At 72.1% G+C, this 19,278-nt stretch carries 17 protein-coding genes; 11 read left to right on the forward strand and 6 right to left on the reverse strand.

Features of this window, described 5'->3' with window-relative positions; translation table 11 throughout:
- Window positions 1-11 precede the first annotated feature (11 nt).
- From RM445_RS21645 to RM445_RS21660, 4 genes are read right to left on the reverse strand one after another with little or no spacing between them, the layout of a single operon-like run.
- Window positions 12-1,355 (reverse strand): sn-glycerol-1-phosphate dehydrogenase, encoded by a 1,344-nt coding sequence (locus tag RM445_RS21645; protein ID WP_311558641.1) that lies wholly within the window; start codon window positions 1,353-1,355, stop codon window positions 12-14.
- 54 nt (window positions 1,356-1,409) lie between these two features.
- Window positions 1,410-2,564, reverse strand: coding sequence for an alpha/beta hydrolase-fold protein (locus RM445_RS21650; protein ID WP_311558642.1), 1,155 nt, complete (start codon window positions 2,562-2,564; stop codon window positions 1,410-1,412).
- Entirely contained in the window at window positions 2,561-3,466 is a 906-nt protein-coding gene (locus RM445_RS21655) for a hypothetical protein (RefSeq protein ID WP_311558643.1), read from the reverse strand. The genes RM445_RS21650 and RM445_RS21655 overlap by 4 nt, the downstream gene beginning before the upstream one ends.
- Window positions 3,467-3,490: 24 nt before the next feature.
- A complete protein-coding gene (locus tag RM445_RS21660; protein ID WP_311558644.1) occupies window positions 3,491-4,714 on the reverse strand; it encodes an ATP-grasp domain-containing protein in 1,224 nt (407 codons plus the stop codon).
- 23 nt (window positions 4,715-4,737) lie between these two features.
- Here RM445_RS21660 and RM445_RS21665 point away from each other — a divergent pair, with 23 nt between their 5' ends.
- Complete coding sequence (locus RM445_RS21665; RefSeq protein WP_311558645.1) at window positions 4,738-5,967, forward strand: hypothetical protein; 1,230 nt, start codon at window positions 4,738-4,740, stop codon at window positions 5,965-5,967.
- Window positions 5,964-7,181: an ATP-grasp domain-containing protein gene (locus tag RM445_RS21670; RefSeq protein ID WP_311558646.1), complete on the forward strand. Its 1,218-nt coding sequence runs from the start codon at window positions 5,964-5,966 to the stop codon at window positions 7,179-7,181. Before RM445_RS21665 ends, RM445_RS21670 begins: the two co-directional genes overlap by 4 nt.
- Here RM445_RS21670 and RM445_RS21675 read toward each other — a convergent pair.
- Both RM445_RS21675 and RM445_RS21680 read right to left on the reverse strand, forming a co-directional pair.
- A complete protein-coding gene (locus RM445_RS21675; protein ID WP_311558647.1) occupies window positions 7,169-8,425 on the reverse strand; it encodes an ATP-grasp domain-containing protein in 1,257 nt (418 codons plus the stop codon). The two genes, RM445_RS21670 and RM445_RS21675, sit on opposite strands and share 13 nt — an antisense overlap.
- Before the next feature lie 13 nt (window positions 8,426-8,438).
- The gene (locus RM445_RS21680) at window positions 8,439-9,179 is read right to left on the reverse strand and encodes an esterase family protein (protein ID WP_311558648.1); all 741 of its coding nucleotides are present in this window, start codon (window positions 9,177-9,179) and stop codon (window positions 8,439-8,441) included.
- Window positions 9,180-9,371: 192 nt separating this feature from the next.
- Between RM445_RS21680 and deoC (RM445_RS21685) the strand changes: the two genes are divergently transcribed.
- The 9 genes from deoC (RM445_RS21685) (at window position 9,372) to aspA (ending at window position 19,273) form a co-directional block, all read left to right on the forward strand.
- Window positions 9,372-10,088: a deoxyribose-phosphate aldolase gene (gene deoC / locus RM445_RS21685; RefSeq protein ID WP_311558649.1), complete on the forward strand. Its 717-nt coding sequence runs from the start codon at window positions 9,372-9,374 to the stop codon at window positions 10,086-10,088.
- A gap of 6 nt (window positions 10,089-10,094) precedes the next feature.
- Entirely contained in the window at window positions 10,095-11,108 is a 1,014-nt protein-coding gene (locus RM445_RS21690; RefSeq protein ID WP_311558650.1) for an HAD-IIA family hydrolase, read from the forward strand.
- Window positions 11,109-11,132: 24 nt separating this feature from the next.
- Window positions 11,133-11,867 carry a deoxyribose-phosphate aldolase gene (deoC, locus tag RM445_RS21695; protein WP_311558651.1) on the forward strand — a complete coding sequence of 245 codons (735 nt, stop codon included), beginning with the start codon at window positions 11,133-11,135 and terminating at the stop codon, window positions 11,865-11,867.
- A gap of 19 nt (window positions 11,868-11,886) precedes the next feature.
- Window positions 11,887-13,413 (forward strand): FGGY-family carbohydrate kinase, encoded by a 1,527-nt coding sequence (locus RM445_RS21700; protein WP_311558652.1) that lies wholly within the window; start codon window positions 11,887-11,889, stop codon window positions 13,411-13,413.
- Window positions 13,414-13,493: 80 nt separating this feature from the next.
- On the forward strand, window positions 13,494-14,942 hold the full coding sequence (locus RM445_RS21705) for an APC family permease (protein ID WP_311558653.1): 1,449 nt from the start codon (window positions 13,494-13,496) through the stop codon (window positions 14,940-14,942).
- Window positions 14,943-14,997: 55 nt separating this feature from the next.
- Window positions 14,998-16,104 carry an NAD(P)-dependent alcohol dehydrogenase gene (locus RM445_RS21710; RefSeq protein WP_311558654.1) on the forward strand — a complete coding sequence of 369 codons (1,107 nt, stop codon included), beginning with the start codon at window positions 14,998-15,000 and terminating at the stop codon, window positions 16,102-16,104.
- A gap of 132 nt (window positions 16,105-16,236) precedes the next feature.
- A complete protein-coding gene (locus RM445_RS21715) occupies window positions 16,237-16,893 on the forward strand; it encodes a FadR/GntR family transcriptional regulator (RefSeq protein WP_311558655.1) in 657 nt (218 codons plus the stop codon).
- Entirely contained in the window at window positions 16,890-17,882 is a 993-nt protein-coding gene (locus RM445_RS21720; RefSeq protein WP_311558656.1) for an asparaginase, read from the forward strand. The genes RM445_RS21715 and RM445_RS21720 overlap by 4 nt, the downstream gene beginning before the upstream one ends.
- The gene (aspA, locus tag RM445_RS21725; protein WP_311558657.1) at window positions 17,879-19,273 is read left to right on the forward strand and encodes an aspartate ammonia-lyase; all 1,395 of its coding nucleotides are present in this window, start codon (window positions 17,879-17,881) and stop codon (window positions 19,271-19,273) included. The genes RM445_RS21720 and aspA overlap by 4 nt, the downstream gene beginning before the upstream one ends.
- The last annotated feature ends 5 nt before the right edge of the window (window positions 19,274-19,278 follow it).

The following is a 19,278-nucleotide window of genomic DNA, read 5'->3' on the forward strand; positions in this document are numbered from 1 at the left end:
CTGCACGACCGTCACGCCCAGAAGCCGCCCGGGGCGAAGAGCTCGTCGACGCACGGCTCCAGCAATCCGGTCTCCGCGGCGAGGTCGAGGACCGTGTAGCGGCGGCGGATCGTCCGGCAGCGGTAGTAGGTGTCGCGCAGCGTCTCCGCGGAGACGCCGATGTCCGCCGGCAGGGAGGGGGCCCCGGCGGCGCGCAGCATCTCGGCCAGTTCCGCGGCCGGGAGCAGTTGCCCGACGAGGCGTTCGCGCAGCTCCGGCCAGCGGGTGCGCACCAGCTCCAGCCGCTCGGCGAGCTGCTCCGGGCCGACGTGCTTCGCGAGGCTCTCCGCGACCGCCGCCGTGCGCACGCCGTCGATCGAGTGGACCGCCTCGACGTCGCGGGCGACCTGGTCCGCGGTGGGCCACGCGGCGGCCAGCGCGTCGACGTCGATGTCGCCGAGGTCGCGGTCGAGCAGCCGCTCGTAGAGGGCGGCGACGGCGATCGAGCCGATGCCGACCTTGAACCCGTGCGAAAGGGGAGGTCGCTGGTCTGCGCCCAGGCCCTCCATCTCCCAGAGGTGGCTGAACTGGTGCTCGGCGCCGGAGGCGGGGCGCGAGGAGGCGTGCGCCTGCATGGCCAGCCCGGACATCACCAGGCCCTCGACGAGCCCGCCCAGCGCGGCGGGGTCGCCCGCGGCCAGCTCGGCCGGTCGACCGACCGCGTCGCGCAGCGGGCCCTGGACGAGCGACCAGACCGTCGCGTCGATCGGCTCGACGCCGAGCGCGTCGGCGAGCAGCCAGTCGGCGCCCGCGGTCACCTTGCCCAGCAGGTCGCCGTAGCCCGACGCCGTCATCCCCGTCGGTGCGGCGGCGAGGACGTCGAGGTCGGCGACGAGCGCCAGTGGCGCGGGGCAGGTCATCGTCTGCTTGTAGCCGTCGCGGGTCAGGGCCGCCCCGAACGCGGTGTAGCCGTCCATCGAGGCCGCCGTCGCCACCACCACGTACCGGCGGTCGAGCTCGTGCGCGGCCCGCTTCACCAGGTCGTTGAGGCTTCCGGAGCCGACGGCGACCGGGATCGTGTCGCGCGCCGCGAGCGCGTCGCGCACCTTCTCGACGTTGGCGTAGTCCGCGCGGACGAAGGTCCCCGCGGGGAACAGGAACGCCTCGCCCGCCGCAGCGCCGGAGGCGTCGAGCTGCTCCTGCACCTGCTTCCCGGCGACCCGCCAGGTGACCTCGTCGGCCACGACCGTCACCGGCCGGTCGCCCACCACCCGCCGGACGACCTCGCCCACCGAAGCCAGCGCACCCGGGCCGATGAGCACGTCGTCGGTGTCCGGGGCACGCTCCAGCGCCGTGCTGATCAGGTCGTCGGCCATTGGTCCTCCCTCGCCGGACTGCGGTTTTCGGACTGTTCGCAGGGTAGGCCGGGACTACTCGTAGACCAGCTTCTGCGGCCCGGGATACACCCACGACAGCGCCTCCCGGAGGCTGTCGCGCCAGTTCTCCCAGCAGTGGCCGTCGCGGGTCTCCAGGAACCGGACCGCCATGCCCGCGGACTCGAACACGGGCACCATCGAACGGTTCGGCGTGATGAGCGGTTCATACATGCCACAACTGACGAACATCCGGTCGGCGACCCGGCGCGGACGCTCCCGGTACCGGTTGACGAACCGGACGACCGGGTCGAAGACGGGGCCGCCGCCGTGGTCGGCGCCGGCGATGTCGGTGAACACGAACGACCCCGACATCAGCACGAGGTTGCCGTAGACGTCGGGTGCGCGGTAGGCGGCGCTCAGCGCGGCGACGGCGCCGAAGCTGGAGCCGAGCAGGCAGCGCCCCGCTCGACTGCCGATCAGCGGCAGCTCGGCCTCGAGCCGGGGGACCAGTTCGCGGGTGACGAACCGGGCGTACACGGCCGAGTTCGCGTACTCGACGAGCCGGTCGCCCGGGTTGACGAACGCGACGACGACCTCGGCGACGTCGAGGCGGTGGATCAGGTTGTCCAGCACCGTCTTCGCCGCTGCGTACTGCAGGAAGTCGCCGCCGTCGTACACCACCAGCAGCGGGTAGCTCGCCGTGCGACGGAACCGGGCGGGGAGGTACACCGTCACCGGCCAGTCGCGGCGCAGCGCGCGGCTGCGCACCACCAGCTCGGTCAGCTCGCCCGGCCGGGCGTCGGGATCGGGGAACGTCCACTCGGGTGTGTGGTACCCGTGCGCGAAGCACGCCGACGAGCTGCCGACCGGGCTGTAGGAGATCTTGGGGTTGAGCGGGTCGTTGGTGCACTCGACGTGGTCGCCGTGCCGGACGTCGAACTGGTAGTTGATCCGCGATCCCTCCGGCAGCTCCAGGACCGCGTACCAGAGATCGGTGTCCGGCAGCCGCCGTAGCGGGATGCGGTCGGGCAGCCCGACGATCCGCTGCACGAGGTGCACCGCATCGGCCTCGCCGCGCCACAGGAACGTGCACCGCTCACCCTCGACGATCGGCACCTCGTGGCGGGCGGTGAATCGGGCCACGAACCTGTCGACCGCGGCGGCGTCCGGCTTCGCCGCGCGCAGCCGGTTGATCGCGGAGCGCGTCATGCCACCTCCCCGATGTGTCCGTCGCCCGCGACGACACGCGCGTCCGGCGGGAGCTCCCCGTGCGATCCGAGGTCGAGCCGGACGCCGTCGTCGAGGACCACGCAGCGCGCCGGGGCCGCCCGCGCGGCCAGCTCGGCCATCCGCACCGGGTCGTCGGTCCGCAGCCGCCTGCGCGCGTGCGGCAGCAGGACGCAACCGCGCAGCCACCCGACGCCGCTGTCGAGGAACTCCGCGTCCGACGGGCTGTACGGGGTGCGGTCGTGGAACAACAGCACGCGCTCGGTGAGCGCCATCGCCCCCGCGGACCAGGCGATGACCGCGGGAGGCGCGGGTACTGCGAACAGCCGCAGCACGTGGAGCAGCACCTCCACGTTCCCGCCGGTCACCACCAGCGCCGACGCGCTGCCCGCCAGGTGCGACACGGCGGATCGGTGCTCGGCGACCGCGTCCCGCTCGCCCGGCCGCCAGGTGTCCTCGAAGGACGCACGGGCCTCCCGCACGCGGGCCAGGTGCTGTTCGTCGACGAGCCGGACGACGGCCTCCGCGTCGGTCCGCGCCGCGCTGCGCACGGCGTCGTCGCCGTCGTACCGGGTCACCTCGCGCAGCCCGCGCAGCGCGGCGTCGAGCCGAAGCTGGTACAGCGCGCGGTGCTCGCGCAGCGCCGCCCGGTACTGCCGTTCGGCGTCGGCGTAGGCCGGGTCGCGGGCCAGGACGTCCTGCCAGCGCGCATGCAGCCGGAGGTTCCTGCTGCGGCCGCCGAGCAGCGCGTCGAGCTCGGTGTCGTCGGGTTCGCGCTCCTCCCAGCCGGCCGTCACCGTCGAGACCGGCGCCGCCAGGTCGAGCGCCCCGACGACGGGGCCCAGGGTGGGACGGCGCTGCGGGCCGAGAACGAACGCCCTCACTGCGTACACATCACTGGGTGCACGTCACCGGGCGTACACATGCACGCTGCGGCCCACGTCGTCGAGCATGCCGCGCAGCGCGTCGTAGTCGGGGTGGCGCATCCGTACGTAGGCGTTCGCCCAGTAGCCGGCCTCGACCGGCTGGGTGGGGGTGCCGGACGGCGGCAGGTTGGCGTCGATCACCCACTCCCCGAGACGCGCCTGCGCCTCGTCGACGCCGGAATAGCCGGTGATCTGCCCGTCGTGATCGGGTCGCAGGGCGACGATCCCGGTGGCCAGCCGCCGCGACGGGTGAGCACCGACGTGGCCGTGCACCACGACGTTCGCCCATTCCCGGTAGAGATCGATGTCGTTGCCTGCGGAGTAGAGGTCCCATGCCCCGACCCCCGGCGGGCGGCAGCCGATCTCGGAGAACCGCAGGCCCTTGGGTCCGAAGAACCACTCCATGTGCGTGGCGCTGGTGCCGATGCCGAGCACCTCGTTCACCCGGGCGCCCAGGTCGCGCAGCTCTCGGTAGTCGGCTGCCGAGTCGACCCTGTTCGTGGAGACGAACTGGGGGGAGATCCACCGCGTCCGCATCGCCTCGAGCACGTTCGGGTAGTAGTGCGACACGAAGTCGATCGCGATGTTCCCGTCGACCGACACCGTGTCGTAGAAGCCCTCGTGGCCCTCGACGAACTCCTCCACCGCGATCGACTCGACGCCCTGCCCGCCGAACCGGCCCAGGGCCTGCTCGAGCTGGCCGTTGTCGTCGACGCGGGTCGTGTCCAGGGCGCCGGCACCGGTACGGGGCTTGAGGACGATCGGGAAGCCGGTCGCCTCGACGAAGGCGTGCACCTCCGCCGCACTCGTGACGGCCGCCGACGCGGCGGTCGGGATCCCGGCGCCCCGCAGCGCGTCCTTCATCGAGGGCTTGTCGCGGCAGAGCCACGCCGTGCGCACGGACGTGCCCGGGATCGTGCAGTTCTCCCGCGCCTGGGCGGCCGCCAGCGTGTGCGCCTCGATCGGCGCCTCGAGCCGGTCCACCCAGAGGTAACTCTGGATGTGGCGCACCGTGTCGGTGAGCACGCCGGCGTCGACGACCGTCGACACCTGGTGGTAGTGCGGCATCCAGCTCCGCAGCTCGTCGTCGAGCCATTCGGCGGGGCGCTCGCCGACGCCGACGACCGTCGCACCCGCCTCCGCCAGGGCACGGACGAAATGCCGCTGCGTGGGTGGGAAGGCGGGCTCGACGAAGACCACGTTCACGGCCAGCAGGGTAGCTTCCGTCCATGGTCGTCGCCGTGTTCGTCGCGCCGTTCCTGGCGCCGGCGACGGTCCGGTTCGTCAGTACGGCCGCGCAGCTTCCCGGCGTCCGTCTCGCGGTCGTGACCACCGCCCCCGCCGAGCAGGTGCCGCCCGAGCCGGCCCGGCACCTCGCCGGGCACTGGCGGGTGGACGACGCGCTGGACCCGCGGCAGATCGCGGACGCCGTGCGGGGCCTGGCGCGGCAGCTCGGGCCGGTGCAGCGGCTGGTCGGGGCCCTGGAGCAGCTGCAGGTGCCGCTCGCGGAGGTCCGGCAGACGCTCGGCATCCCCGGGCTCGACGTCGCCACCGCGCGCAACGTGCGCGACAAGGCGCGGATGAAGACGGTGCTGTCCGCAGCGGGTGTCCCGTGCGCCCGCCACCGGCTGGTGACCTCGCCGGACGATGCGTTCGCGTTCGCCGCGGCCGTCGGCTTCCCGCTCGTCGCGAAGCCGCCTGCCGGAGCCGGCGCGCAGGCGACCTACCGGCTCGACGACGCCGACGCCCTGCGGAGCTGGGTCGCCGCCGTTCCGCCGCGGCCCGAGGCGCCCGGCCTGCTGGAGGAGTTCCTCGTCGGCGAGGAACACACGTTCGACAGCGTCCAGGTGGGCGGGACCACGGTCTGGGCCTCGGTGTCGGACTACCTGCCCCCGCCGCTGGACGTGCTGCGCAACCCGTGGATCCAGTGGACGGTGCTGCTGCCGCGCGAGCTCGACGACCCGCGCTACGCCGCGATCCGGGATGTCGGACCGGCCGCCGTCGCGGCGCTGGGGGTGCGCGACGGGTTGACGCACATGGAGTGGTTCCGGCGCCCGGACGGGACCGTGGCGGTGTCCGAGGTCGGGGCCCGGCCGCCGGGTGCCCAGCTCTCGTCGATGCTGGGCTACGTGCACGACGTCGACTTCTACCGGATGTGGTGCGAGCTGGTGCTGCTCGACAGGATCGACCCACCGGAACGGAAGTTCGCGGCCGGCTGCGTCTACCTGCGCGGGCAGGGCCGGGGCCAGGTGCGGGCCGTGCACGGCGTCGAGGAGCTGCAGCGCCGCCTCGGGCACCTCGTGGTGGAGGCCCGGTTGCCCGTGCCCGGCCAGCCGGCGTCGTCGGACTACACCGGCGAGGGCTACGTGATCGTGCGCCATCCGGAGACCGCCGTGGTGCGCGACGCGGTGGCGCAGATCGCCGACGGGATCCGCGTCGAGCTGGTGGAGGTGCCGTGAGCGCGGTGGTGATGCTGTCGCCGGGATTCCCGACGGAGATGTCGTACTTCACCCGGGCCCTCGCGGGCGCCGGTGCCACGGTGATCGGGGTCGGCGACCAGCCGCCGCACGACCTGCCCGACGCCGCACGCCATGCGATGGCGCACTACGAGCACGTCTCGCTCGCCGACGAGGGCGCCGTGTTCGGCGCGCTGCACGGGCTGGCCCGGCACTTCCGGTTCGACCAGGTCGAGTGCCTGTGGGAGCCCTACATGCTCCTGGCGGCGCGCATCCGGGAGTCGTTCGGGCTGCCGGGCATGACCGTGGAGCAGACCGTGCCGTTCCGCGACAAGGAGCGCATGAAGCGGGTGCTCGACGCCGCGGGCATCCGGACGCCGCACCACTTCGCCGCGACCACGGTCGCCGGGGTGTGGGAGGCGGCCGAGCGGATCGGCTACCCGGTCATCGTCAAGCCGATCTCGGGCGCCGGCTCGGCCGACACGTACCGGGCCGACTCCGCCGCGCAGCTCGCCGAGGTGCTGTCGATGCTCGGGCACGTGCCGGAGGTCAGCGTCGAGGAGTTCGTCGACGGCGAGGAGCTCACCTTCGACACCGTCTGCGCGAACGGAGAGATCCTCTTCGAGAACGTGATGTGGTACCGCCCGCGGCCGCTGCAGAACCGGCTCCACGAGTGGATCAGCCCGGTGTCGATCGTGCTGCGTGACCTGTCGGTGCCCGAGCTCCAGGCCGGGCGGGCGATGGGCGAACAGGTGCTGGCCGCGCTGGGGTTCCGCGCCGGGTTCACGCACATGGAGTGGTACCGCACCGCGTCGGGCGAGGCGGTGTTCGGCGAGATCGCCGCGCGGCCGCCCGGCGCCCGGGTGGTCGACCTCATGAACTACGCCTGCGACGCCGACCTCTACGCCGGCTGGGCCGAGGCCGTGCTCCACGGGCGGATCGGGCACACCCCGACGCGGAAGTACAACGCCGGCAGCATCTTCAAGCGGGCCCACGGCGACGGCCGGATCAGCCACGTCGACGGCCTCGACGCCTTGCGCGCCGCGTACGGCGGTGACGTCGTGCACGTCGACCTGCTGCCCGTCGGCGCGCCACGGCGCGACTGGCGGGCGACGGTCATGGGTGACGGCTGGATCGTCGTCCGGCACCACGACCTGCAGCGGGTGATCGAGATGACCGAGCGGTTCGCCGCCGACCTGCACCTCTACGCGGGCTGACCCGGCTGCAGCGCCGCCTTCGTGTCCGTCACCCACAGCCGGACCAGTCCGCGGAAGTGGGCCACGAACCGGTCGTGCTCGGCCGCCGGGTAGGTCGCGCGCACCGTCTCCACCAGCAGCGTGTCGAAGTCCGCGCTGTCGACCCACTCGAGCACGACCTCGTCGAGGTGGCTCAGCCGGCTCGCGCAGAAGTCGAGGTAGCGCTCGGTCTCGAAATAGTCGTCGGCGAGCCGGCGATAGCCCGCAAGCTTGTCGCCGTAGGACAGGTCGTCGCGGTCGGCGATCGCGAAGTAGGCGGCCATGTCGAGGTCCAGGCGCGGCGTGCGGCCGGCGACCATGGTGAACATCGTCCAGCGCACCAGCGCCGTCATCGCCCAGGGGAAGTAGTAGTGCAGGGACGTCAGCGCGACGTCCGGGCAGGCGTTGGCGTAGTCGATCGGATGCACCTCGCCGCCCGCGACGAGGTTCTCGCACGAGTTGAACTCCCACCGGAAGAACGCGTTCACCAGGCGGGAGATCGTGACGACCTCCTCGCCGACGTCCGGGGTGAGGAACCCGTGGGCGACCTCGTAGCGGTCGTGCATGGGCAGCTCGGGCCGGAACTTCATCACCATCGTCTCCGGCCCGATCGAGAGCGACCGCGCGAAGACGTCGTAGCCGTCGACCGCCTTCTGCAGGTGCATCAACCGCTGGCCCGAGGCGTCGTAGGCTGCGTGCAGGTCGTCGCGGTCGTTGATGCGGGTGACACCGACCCAGGCGCCGCCGTCGTAGGGCTTCATGAACAGCGGGTAGCCGATCCGCTCGGCGACGGCCTCGAGGTCGAACGGCTGGTTGTACCGCGACGCGGTGTAGGCCCACTTGGCGTTGTCCGGCGGGTTCTTGAACGGCACGAGCACGGTGTCGGGCACCTTGAGCCCGAGGCGCATCATCGCGCAGTAGGCGGCGTGCTTCTCCATCGACTGGAAGGTGAACGGGCTGTTGAGCAGGTACACGTCGTCCATGAGCGCGATCTTCTTGAGCCATTCGCGGGGGACGTAGTACCAGTACGCGAGCCGGTCGATGACCAGGTCGTAGCGGGGCCGGTCGCGCAGGTCGAACGGCTCGATGGTGATCCGTTCGACGTCGAAGGCGTGCTCCTCGCCTCCGCCCGCGCGGACCGGGCCCGTCCGCCGCAGGATCGTCTCGAAGGCGCGGGGCCAGTCCTCCTCGGTGCCGAGCAGCAGCCCGACCAGGTGTCGGTTCATCCTCGCCTCCCTCTCACGTCATCCGGTGCAGGTGGTGGGGGAGCTGGCGCCGCCACCACGGCCAGTCGTGCGCCACGTCGTGCCCCCACACGTCGAGCTCGTGGGGGATGCCCTTCCCGGCCAGGAGCCCGGCCAGCGTGCGAGTGCTGTTCAGGGCTCCGGTGGTGTCCTCCCACATGCCCTGCCCGCAGACGAGCGTCAGACGGACCTGGTGGCGGAGCCACTCCAGGTGGTCGCCGTGCAGGCCGGGGACGTAGGCCGTCGGGTTCTGGAAGTAGAGCGCCTCGCCCTGCTCGCCCCAGCCGTGCCAGGTGCTCGGGTCGTAGTTGCCCGACAGGCACAGCGCCCGCGGGAACAGGTCTGCGCGGCGCAGGGCGAAGTTCGCGGCGTGGAACGCCCCCATGCTGACGCCCGTGGTCAGCACGCCGGTCGGCCCGCCGCAGTCGCCGTGCACGAACGGCACGACCTGGTCCAGGATCCACGACTCGAAAGCGCCGTGCCGGCGCGCCCGCTCCTCCAGCGGGATGCCGCGGTCCGACCACGACGCGGCGTCGTAGCTGTCGACGCAGTAGAGCTTGATCCGCCCCTGGTCGAGGAGGTCCGCCACGGCGTCCACCATGCCGTTGGCCTCGAAGTCGCCCGCCCTTCCGGCTTCCGACGGGAACACCAGCACGGGCAGGCCCCAGTGGCCGTAGGCGATCACCGCACCCGCGGCCCCGATCGCCGGCGACCAGATGTCGACGACCCGTCCCATCCCGCCTCCACGATCTCCGTACGTCGCGTCGACCGTAGCGGTGGTCCGGCCCTCGTGAGTGGTCCGTTCTCCAGTCGGCGGCGGAAACGGGGATCGCTTCTCCGCTCTGGACTTCGCAGGCTAGACATGTCTAGGGTTGGCCGATCAAGTTGCTCCCCAGAGACGAGCGGACGGCAACTCAAGGAGCGGTACATGCTCAGCGTCAGCGAGTACGCCAAGAAGTTCGACATGGCGGTCCTGGCTCAGGACACCACCGAAAGCGTGATCCGGACGGGGTGCGAGCGTGCCCGCGACTACCGGGTCGCGGCGTACTACACCACCCCGACCTGGACGCCGCTGGTTGCCGAGGTCCTGCGCGGATCCGACGTCCACGTCGGCGTCGCGCTCGCGTTCCCCTACGGCACGCAGACCACGCGTACCAAGGAGGCCGAGATCCACGAGGCCCTCGAGGTCGGCGGCACCGCCCTGGACATGGTCATCAACATCGGCGCCCTGAAGAGCGGCGACCTCGCCCTGGTCGAGCGCGAGATCGCGATGCTGGCCGATCGCGCGCGCGACGGGGGCGCGTTGTCCAAGGTGATCATCGAGGTCGGCTTCCTGACCGACGAGGAGATCCGCACCGCCACCCGGATGGGCGTCGACCACGGCGTCGACCACGTGAAGACGGCGACGGGGAGCGCGGTGTTGCCCGACGTCCGGCACCTCGAGGTCATGACGTCAGCCCTGGGTGGGCGGACCAGGCTCAAGCTGAGTGGCGTCCCCCGCACGTTCGCGCTCGCGGCGACCCTGTGGATGCTCGACATGGGCGTCGACCTGATCGGCACCCGGTCCGCTCCGGACCTCGTGGACCAGTACCGCGCCCACGTGGAGAAATCCCAGGCGGCCGAGAAGATCCCGGCCCGGGTGTAGCCGGACGTGTCGGGTCTGCGCGGTTCTGACGCTCCTCTGGTCGCCGGCCACCGGCACGTGCTCCTCGATCTGGACGGCGTGGTCTACCGCGGTGGGTCGATCGTGCCCGGTGCCGACAAGGCCATCGAGGCGGTGCGGCGCGACGGTGTCCGCATCACCTTCATCACCAATAACGCGTCGCGGACCCCGGCGGCGGTCGTCGACCACCTCCGCGGATTCGGGGTGACGGCGGAGGCCGGCGACGTCGTGACCTCGGCCGTCGCGGCCGCGCGGTTCGTCGCCGAGGAGTTCCCCGGCCGGAACGTGCTGGCCGTCGGTGGCGACGGCGTGCTCGCCGCCCTGGGCGAGGTCGGGGCGACGACGGTCGCCTCCGCGGACGACGCTCCCGCCGTGGTGCTGATCGGCTTCGGTCCCCGGGTGGGGTGGCGCGACCTCGCCGAGGCATGCATCGCCGTCCAGCGCGGGGCGCGGCTGGTCGCCACGAACCTCGACATCTCCGTGCCGACCGACCGGGGGCTGGTTCCGGCGAACGGTGCGCTCGTCGACGTGGTCACCGCCGTGACCGGCGCCGTCCCGACGGCGGTCGGCAAGCCCGAGCCGATCATGTACCGGGAGGCGACCGACGAGCCGCCCGAGAGCGTCGTCGTGGTCGGCGACCGGATCGACACGGACATGCGCGGGGCCACCGAGCTGGGCATGGACACGCTGCACGTGCTCAGCGGGGCACACGGGGTGCGCGACGTGCTCCGGGCGCCTCCCGGCGACCGGCCGCGGTACGTCGGCCACGACCTGGGCGCCCTCCTGGAGCCCCACCCGGCGCCGACGGCCTGGCCCGACGGCACCTGGGTGTGCGGGGCCGCCTCTGCGCGCATCGACGACGACGCCCTGCACCTGTCCGGCGCACCCGGACTGGACCAGTTCCGCGCGGCCTGCGGCGCCGTGTGGACGCACCGCGACGCGGGACGTGAGGTCGACGTCAGCGCCGCAGATCCGCTCGACCAGCTTCTCCGGCAGGTATAGGGGTCCGACGAATAGGAGAGCCACGTGCTCGATCTCGCCACCATCGACCCGAGGTCGCTCGGCAAGTACTTCGACCATTCGGTCCTGTTCAAATGGGCCACCGAATCGGACATCCGGTCGGGCTGCAAGCAGGCGGTCGCCTACAACTGCGCGGCGTTCTACGCCTCGTCGCCGCACTGGCTTCCCGTCATCATCGAGGAGGTCGCCGGGTCCGGTGTGCACGCCGCCGCCGCGATCTCCTTCCCCGGCGGCACCGCCGACTGGCGCACCAAGGCGGCGGAGACCCGCCACGCGGTGGAGGCCGGGGCCGAGGAGCTCGACATCGTCATGAACATCGGTGCGCTGCTCAGCGGCGACGTCCGCACGGTGCAGCAGGAGCTCAAGGCTTTCGTCGAGGAGGCAGGCAGCTGCGTCACCAAGGTCATCCTCGAGGTGGCCTACCTGGAGGACGACGACATCAGGCGGGCCGCGGACGCCGTGGTGGAGGCCGGGGCGGTGTACATCAAGACGTCCACCGGGTCCTACGACGGGTGCGACCTGCACAAGTTCACCGTGATGCGCGACGCGGTCGCCGGCACCGGGGTCAAGTCGAAGGTGGCGGGCGTGCAACCCCCGCGGCCGCAGAACGCGTACGGGTTCCTGCTCGCCGGGGCCGACCTCATCGGCACCCGCGCGGTGCCCGAGATCATCGACGCCCTCGACGAGATGCGCCGCACGGGCGTCATTCCGGGCGCGAGAACACCAGCGGCCCAGGCCTGAGCGGGAAAGGACTTCGACGATGAAGTACGTGGTCGGTATCGACGAGGGCACGACCGGATGCAAGACCTGCGTCTTCGACGAAGACGGCAAGGTGATCGGCACGGACTACCGCGAGTATCCCTGCTACTACCCGCGTCCGGGCTGGGTGGAGCAGACGCCCGAGGACATCCTGCCGGCGCTGTTCGAGTCGTGCCGGAGCGCGGTGTCGCGGTCGGGCGTGGCCAAGGAGGACATCGCCGCCGTGGCGCTGTCGACGCAGGGCTCGGTCACCACCCTGATGGACGAGAACGGGGAGCTGGTCCGGCCGTTCATCGGCTGGCAGGACATCCGTGGCATCGAGCAGATCGAGGGGATCTCCCAGCGGATCGACGTCGCCGACTTCTACCGCATCGGGGGCAACCAGCTCGGGTCGGTCTTCACTGCCAGCAAGATCGACTGGGTACGCGAGCACGAGCCGGAGAACTTCGCGCGGGTCGCGGTCATCTCGGACCACCAGGACTACTTCCTGCGGGCGTTCGGGGCCGAGGGCGGGTTCACCGACACCTGCTCGGCCAGCCGCTACGGCACGCTGGACGTCGACACCAGCGAGTGGTCCGAGCGGCTGAACACCGCGGTCGGCGTGCCGCTCGACAAGCTGCCCACGGTCGTCACCGAGGCGGGCAAGGTCGTCGGGGAGATCTCCGCCCGGGTGGCCGCGCTGACCGGGCTGGCCGAGGGCACTCCGCTGTGCCTGGGGGCGATGGACCAGAACTGCTCGACCCTCGGCGGCGGCGGGCTGCGCGCGGGGACGGCCGTGATGGTGCTCGGCACCTTCGGGTCCTGCTACGTGGTCTCCGACAAGCCGCTGCGCGACCCGCTGTCGACGCTCACGGTCAAGCCCAACCACGGCGTCGGCAACTGGACCATCGAGGGCTTCTCCAACACGGCCGCGGCGAGCTTCCGCTGGTACCGCGACGTGTTCGGGGACCTCGAGATCGCCGCCGGCCGTGCCCTGAAGCGCGACCCCTACGACCTGATCACCCAGGCCGTCAGCGACGTGCCGCCGGCGTCGAACGGCGTCACCTTCCTGCCGCACCTGCAGGGGGCCGCCGGTGCGAGCCCGAACCCCAGCGCGAAGGGCACCTTCGTCGGCATGACCCTGGCGACGACCAAGTCGGACATGGCCCGTGCCGTGCTCGAGGGCATCGCGTTCGAGATGCGGGACGTGCTCGAGGCGCAGGCCAAGGCCGGTGTCGAGGTGCGCAGCGTGCGGCTGGTCGGGGGAGCGGCGAAGTCGCCGATCTGGTGCCAGTTGCTGGCCGACGTGTTCGAGCGCCCCGTCGAGCTCCTGCAGACCTCGGAGACCGGCTGCCTCGGCGCCGCGCTCTACGCCGGCACCGCGGTCGGGGTGTACCCGGACGTCGCCGCCGCGGTCGACCACGCGGTGACCGTCACCGAGACCTACCAGCCGGACGAGACGGCGGCGCCGCAGTACGAGAAGGCGTTCCGTCGCTACCAGGCCGTGTTCGACGCGCTGACCGATACCGTGTTCACGTCCGACTTCTGACGGGTCTGCCGGCCCGCGGCCGCTGTGCGCCGCGGGCCGGCCGATCACCCCCACGTCCGGTCGTCCGCCCGGAGGCCCGCATGGCCGTCCCCACCCGAAGCCCCGGCACCGGTCTGCGCCGCAACCTGTCGGTCTGGCAGGCCGTCGGCATCTCGGTCGCCCTGATGGCGCCGAGCATGGCCGCCAACATCAACCCGCAGGGCACGGCCGGCCTGGTCGGGCGGGCCACGCCGCTGGCCTTCCTGCTCGCCGCCGTCGCGGTGCTGCTCATCGCCTACGTCTTCGTGCGCCTGTGCCAGTACTACCGCCACGCCGGGTCGGTCTACGTCTTCGCGGGCGCGACGCTCGGCTCGCGGGTCGGCTTCGTCGCCGGCGTGGGGCTGATGGGCACCTACGTCTTCTACGCGCTGGTCACCGCGTCGGCGTCGGGGGTGTTCGGCGCGGCGTTCCTCGACGCGGTCGGCGTGTGGCAGGACCAGCCCACGTGGGCCGGCTTCGTCATCGGCGGCCTCGCGCTGGCGCTGGCGCTGCTGCTCACCGTCGTGCCGGCGCGGCGCGCCACGGGGATCCTCCTCGGCGTCGAGGGCATCACCGTCGCGCTCATCCTGCTCATCGCGGTGGTGGTCGTCGTGCGGATGGTCGGCGGCAACGCACCCGGCAACGCCCACGTCGACTTCTCGGTCTTCACCGTGCCCGCGGGCACCGACGCCTCGACGCTGTTCCTCGGCATCATCTTCGGGCTGCTGTCGTTCGCGGGGTTCGAGGCCGCGGCGACTCTCGGCGAGGAGGCCCGCGATCCGCGGCGCGACATCCCCCGCGCCATCCTCGGCACGGCAATCTTCGGTGGCGTCTACTTCACCGTCGTCACCGCCGTCGAGATGATGGCCTTCGGGGCGAACGACGAGGGCGTCAAGGCCTTCGTGGCGTCGCCCGCCCTCATGGGCGACCTCGGCACGTCCTACGTCGGGGCGTGGCTGGGCGACGTCGTGACCCTCGGTGCGGCGGTCAGCGCCTTCGCCTGCTGCCTGGCCTGCATCGTCGGTGCCTCGCGACTGCTGTTCGCGCTGGCCCGCGACCTGGCGCCGGGGCACGTGCTCGCCCGCACCGGTGCCGCCGACACCCCGGTCGGTGCGGCGGTCGTCATCGCCGTGCTGGTGGCGGTGATCGCGCTGTTCTGCGCGGTGTTCTTCGGCGCCGTCCCGTTCGACACGTTCCTCTGGAGCGGCACGATCGGCACGCTCATCCTGCTGGTCGCCTACGTGCTCGCCACCGCCGGCTGCATCAAGCTCGTCTTCGTCGACCGCAAGCTCGACGTGCCGCGCTGGCAGGTCGTCGTGCCGGTGCTGGCGCTGGTCGTGCTCGGCTACACGTTGTGGCGCAACGTCGTGCCCTACCCGACCGAGGGTGCGGCACGGTGGTTCCCGGTGGTGGCGTTCGGCTGGCTGCTGGTCGCCACCGTGATCGCGGTGGCCTTCCCCGGGCTGGCCCGCCGGCTGTCGCGGAGCTTGGCGTCGGCGGACGCGGACTGACCGACCCCGGGTCGGGGTACGGCACGCTCGCCGTCGTCCCGAGGAGGTTCTCCTGATGCGTACCACCGCTGCCGTCACCGAAGAGCGCGGAGCCCCGTTCACGATCCAGGACGTGGACATCGACGATCCCCGGTCCGGCGAGGTCCGCGTGGAGATCGTGGCCTGCGGGGTCTGCCACACGGATGCGATCGCCCGCGACGGCGACCTCCCGTTCCCGTTCCCGGGCGTGCTCGGCCACGAGGGCGTCGGCCGGGTGGAGGCCGTCGGCGACGGGGTCACCTCGGTGGCGGTCGGCGACCCGGTCCTGTTGGGCTGGCCGTGGTGCGGCCGGTGTCGCAACTGCCTGGCCGGCCAACCACGGTTCTGCCTCCAGTTGGGACCGCTCGTGGGGCGCGGTGGCCGGGAGGACGGCAGCACGGCGCTCGCACGGCCTTCGGGAGAACCGTTGCACAGCCACTTCTTCGGGCAGTCGTCCTTCGCCCGGCACGCGGTGACCGCCGAGCGGTCGCTGCTGCCGCTGCAGACGTCGGCACCGCTCGCGGCCGTGGGCGTGCTCGCCTGCGGCATCGCCACCGGGGCCGGTGCCGTCCTCAACACGCTGCGCCTGCAGGCCGGCAGCAGCCTGGTGGTCTACGGGGCCGGTGCGGTCGGGCTCGCGGCGATCATGGCTGCGCGGCTCACGCCGGCCACCGTCGTCGTCGCGGTCGAGCCGAACGCGGCGCGCCGTGATCTCGCGGTGAAGTACGGGGCCACCGAGGTGATCGATCCGCGGGCCGTGGACGACGTCGTCGCCACCGTGCACGAGGTCTGCGGGGGCCCGGCGGACGCCGCGCTCGACTGCACCGGGATCCTGCCGGTCCTCCGGCAGGCCATCGACAGCGTCGGCATGCTGGGCACGGCGGTCCTGATCGGCGGTGCACCCGCCGGCGCGGAGTTCAGCGCGGACCACCTCACGACGCTGTGGGGCAAGCGGATCGTCGGCACGCTCGGCGGGGAGAGCCAGACCAGCCGGTTCGTGCCGGCCCTGCTCGCGTTGCACGACCAGGGGCGCTTCCCGTTCACCGATCTCATCGAGTACTTCCCGCCGGACCAGGTGAACGAGGCCGTCGCGGCGTCCCACCGCGGCGAGGTGGTGAAGCCCGTGCTCCGGTTGGATCAGTAGCTCGGTACGGCACGGGGCCGGCGAGCCCTGTCCACGTCACACCGCCTTGACGACGGGCGGTGTCGGCCCCATGCTGAGAAAGTGAACCTGTCAGACAGCCGGACAGCCGTACAGCTTCATCGCGTCACCGCGATGGACGCCGTCCTCGCGCACCTGCGCGACGCCATCGAACGCGGGGAGTACGTCGTCGGCGGCAAGCTTCCCTCGGAGGCCGTCCTGAGCCGCGACTTCGCGGTCAGCAGGTCCGTGGTGCGCGAGGCGCTGCGCGGGCTGCAGGCCCTCGGGCTGACGGTGTCCCGGACCGGCAAGGGCACCTTCGTCGTCTCCGACCGGCCGGCCGACAACCCGAGGTTCGGGACCTACTCCGCGCGTGACCTCGTCGAGGTCCGCCGGCACGTGGAGGTCCCCGCAGCGGGATACGCCGCCACCCGGCACAGCCCCGACGACCTCGACGCGCTCACCGCGCTGCTCGAGCGGATGGAACGCGAGACCGACGGCACCGTCTGGGTCGCGCTCGACTCGCTGTTCCACATCGGCATCGCCCGGGCATCCGGCAACCCGGTCTTCGCCAAGGTCATCGAGGAGATCCGGGACGCGCTGGCCCGCCAGTCCGCGTTCCTGAACCAGTTCGGCGGCCGCAGGGAGGGATCGAACGCGGAGCACCGGCGCATCGTCGAGGCGATCGTCGCCGGCTCCCGCCCGGCGGCGATCGAGGCGATGACCGTCCACCTCGACCACGTCGAGACCGCGGTCACCGACATCGTCGGGACCGAGACGGCCGCACCGTGAAGCCTGCCCCGGTCGGTGTCCCGGCCCACGTCCCGCTCGTCCACCTGATCCGCGACGGCTTCGTCGAAGGTGTGCACCACGGCTCGGTCGTCGTGCTCGCCCCCGACGGCTCGGCCGTGTTCCGCGCGGGCGATACCGGCACCGCGTTCTTCCCGCGCTCCACCGCCAAGCTCATGCAGGCCGTCGCGATGACCCGTCTCGGCCTGTCGCTGCCGCCGGACCTGCTCGCGCTCTCCGCAGCCAGCCATTCCGGCGAGCCGTTCCACCTCGACGCGGCGCAGCGCATCCTCGACGGATCCGGCTGCACCGAGGACGACCTGGGCAACCCGGCCGACCGCCCCTTCGACCCGGTCGAGGCCGCAGGCTGGATCGCCGCGGGTCGCCCCGCGCGCCGGCTCGCGCACAACTGCTCCGGCAAGCACGCCGCGATGCTGGCGACAGCCCGGCACCACGGCTGGGCGACCGCCGGGTACCTCGACCGTGGGCATCCCCTGCAACGCGGCATCCGAGCCACGGTCGAGGACCTGACCGGTGAGCAGGTCGCGTACACGGCCGTCGACGGCTGCGGGTCACCGCTCTTCGCCGTCTCTCTCGCGGCCCTGACCCGGGCCGCAGGGCGGATCGCCGCAGCGGCAGAGGAGACCGCAGAGGGACGGGTGGCCCGGGCGATCAGGGCCCACCCCGAGATGGTCGCCGGGAGCCGGCGCGACGTCACCGCACTGATGCGGGCGGTGCCCGGCCTGATCGCCAAGGACGGGTTCGAGGCGGTCCAGATCGCCGCCCTGCCCGACGGCACCGCGATCGGAGTCAAGATCGCCGACGGTTCGGACCGGGCCCGTCTCCCGGTCACCGTCGCCGCGCTCGCGCTGGCCGGTGTCGACCCCGACCTGCTCGCCCCGTTCCGGAATGCCGGAACCGCGCGTGGCCTCGCCGTCGCCGGCGAGCTCCGCGACATCCTGTCCACCACGACCGACGAGGAACAACTGTGACCACCCGCACCGAACACGACCTGCTCGGCGACAAGGACGTCCCGGCCGACGCCTACTGGGGCGTCCACACCGCCCGCGCCCGCGAGAACTTCCCGATCACCGGCGTGCCGATCGCGGTCTACCCGCACCTCGTCGTGGCCCTCGCCGCGGTGAAGGCCGCCGCCGCGCGGGCCAACGCCGAGCTCGGACTGCTCCCGCCGCAGATCGCGAAGGCGATCGACGAGGCCTGCGCCGAGATCCGGGCCGGGGCGCTGCGCGACCAGTTCGTCGTCGACGTCATCCAGGGCGGCGCCGGCACCTCGACGAACATGAACGCCAACGAGGTGATCGCCAACCGGGCGCTGGAGCTGCTCGGGCACGCCAAGGGCGACTACGCGCACCTGCACCCGAACGAGCACGTCAACCTGAGCCAGTCCACCAACGACGCCTACCCCACCGCCGTCAACATCGCGACGATCACGGCAGTGCGGGAACTCGCGGAGGCGATGACCGGGCTGCAACAGGCCTTCGCCGACAAGGCGGACGAGTTCTCTGGCGTGCTCAAGATGGGTCGTACCCAGCTCCAGGACGCCGTTCCCATGACGCTGGGCCAGGAGTTCGGGACCTACGCCGTGATGCTCGGCGAGGACCGCCTGCGGCTGGAGGAGGCCGTCACGCTGCTGCACGAGGTCAACCTCGGGGCCACCGCGATCGGCACCGGTCTCAACACCGCGCCCGGGTACGCCGCGGCCGCCTGCCGCCACCTCGTCGAGGTCACCGGCCTGCCCCTGCAGACCTCGCCCGACCTCGTCGAGGCGACCCAGGACTGCGGCGCGTTCGTCCACCTGTCCGGGGTGCTCAAGCGCATCGCCGTGAAGCTGTCGAAGATCTGCAACGACCTGCGGCTCCTGTCGTCCGGGCCGCGGGCGGGCTTCAACGAGATCAACCTGCCGCCCGTGCAGGCCGGGTCGTCCATCATGCCCGGGAAGATCAATCCGGTGGTCCCGGAGGTGGTCAACCAGGTTGCGTTCGAAGTCATCGGCAACGACGTCACGGTGACCATGGCCGCGGAGGCCGGGCAGCTCCAGCTCAACGCGTTCGAGCCGATCATCCTGCACTCGCTGGGTGCGAGCATCACCCACCTGACCGCGGCCTGCCACGTGCTCGCCGACCGGTGCGTCTCGGGGATCACGGCGAACCCGGTCGTCACCCGCGGGTACGTCGAGAACTCCATCGGGTTGGCCACCGCCCTGAACCCGGCCATCGGCTACGCGGCGGCGACGGAGATCGCCATGGAGGCGTTGGCCACCGGCCGCGGCGTCGCCGAGCTGGTTCTCGAGCGGAAGCTGATCCCGGCCGAACGACTCGAGGAGATGCTGCGCCCGGAGAACCTGGCGCACCCGAGGGGCTGACCGAC

Source organism: Pseudonocardia charpentierae, assembly GCF_031845345.1.
GTDB lineage: Bacteria > Actinomycetota > Actinomycetes > Mycobacteriales > Pseudonocardiaceae > Pseudonocardia > Pseudonocardia charpentierae.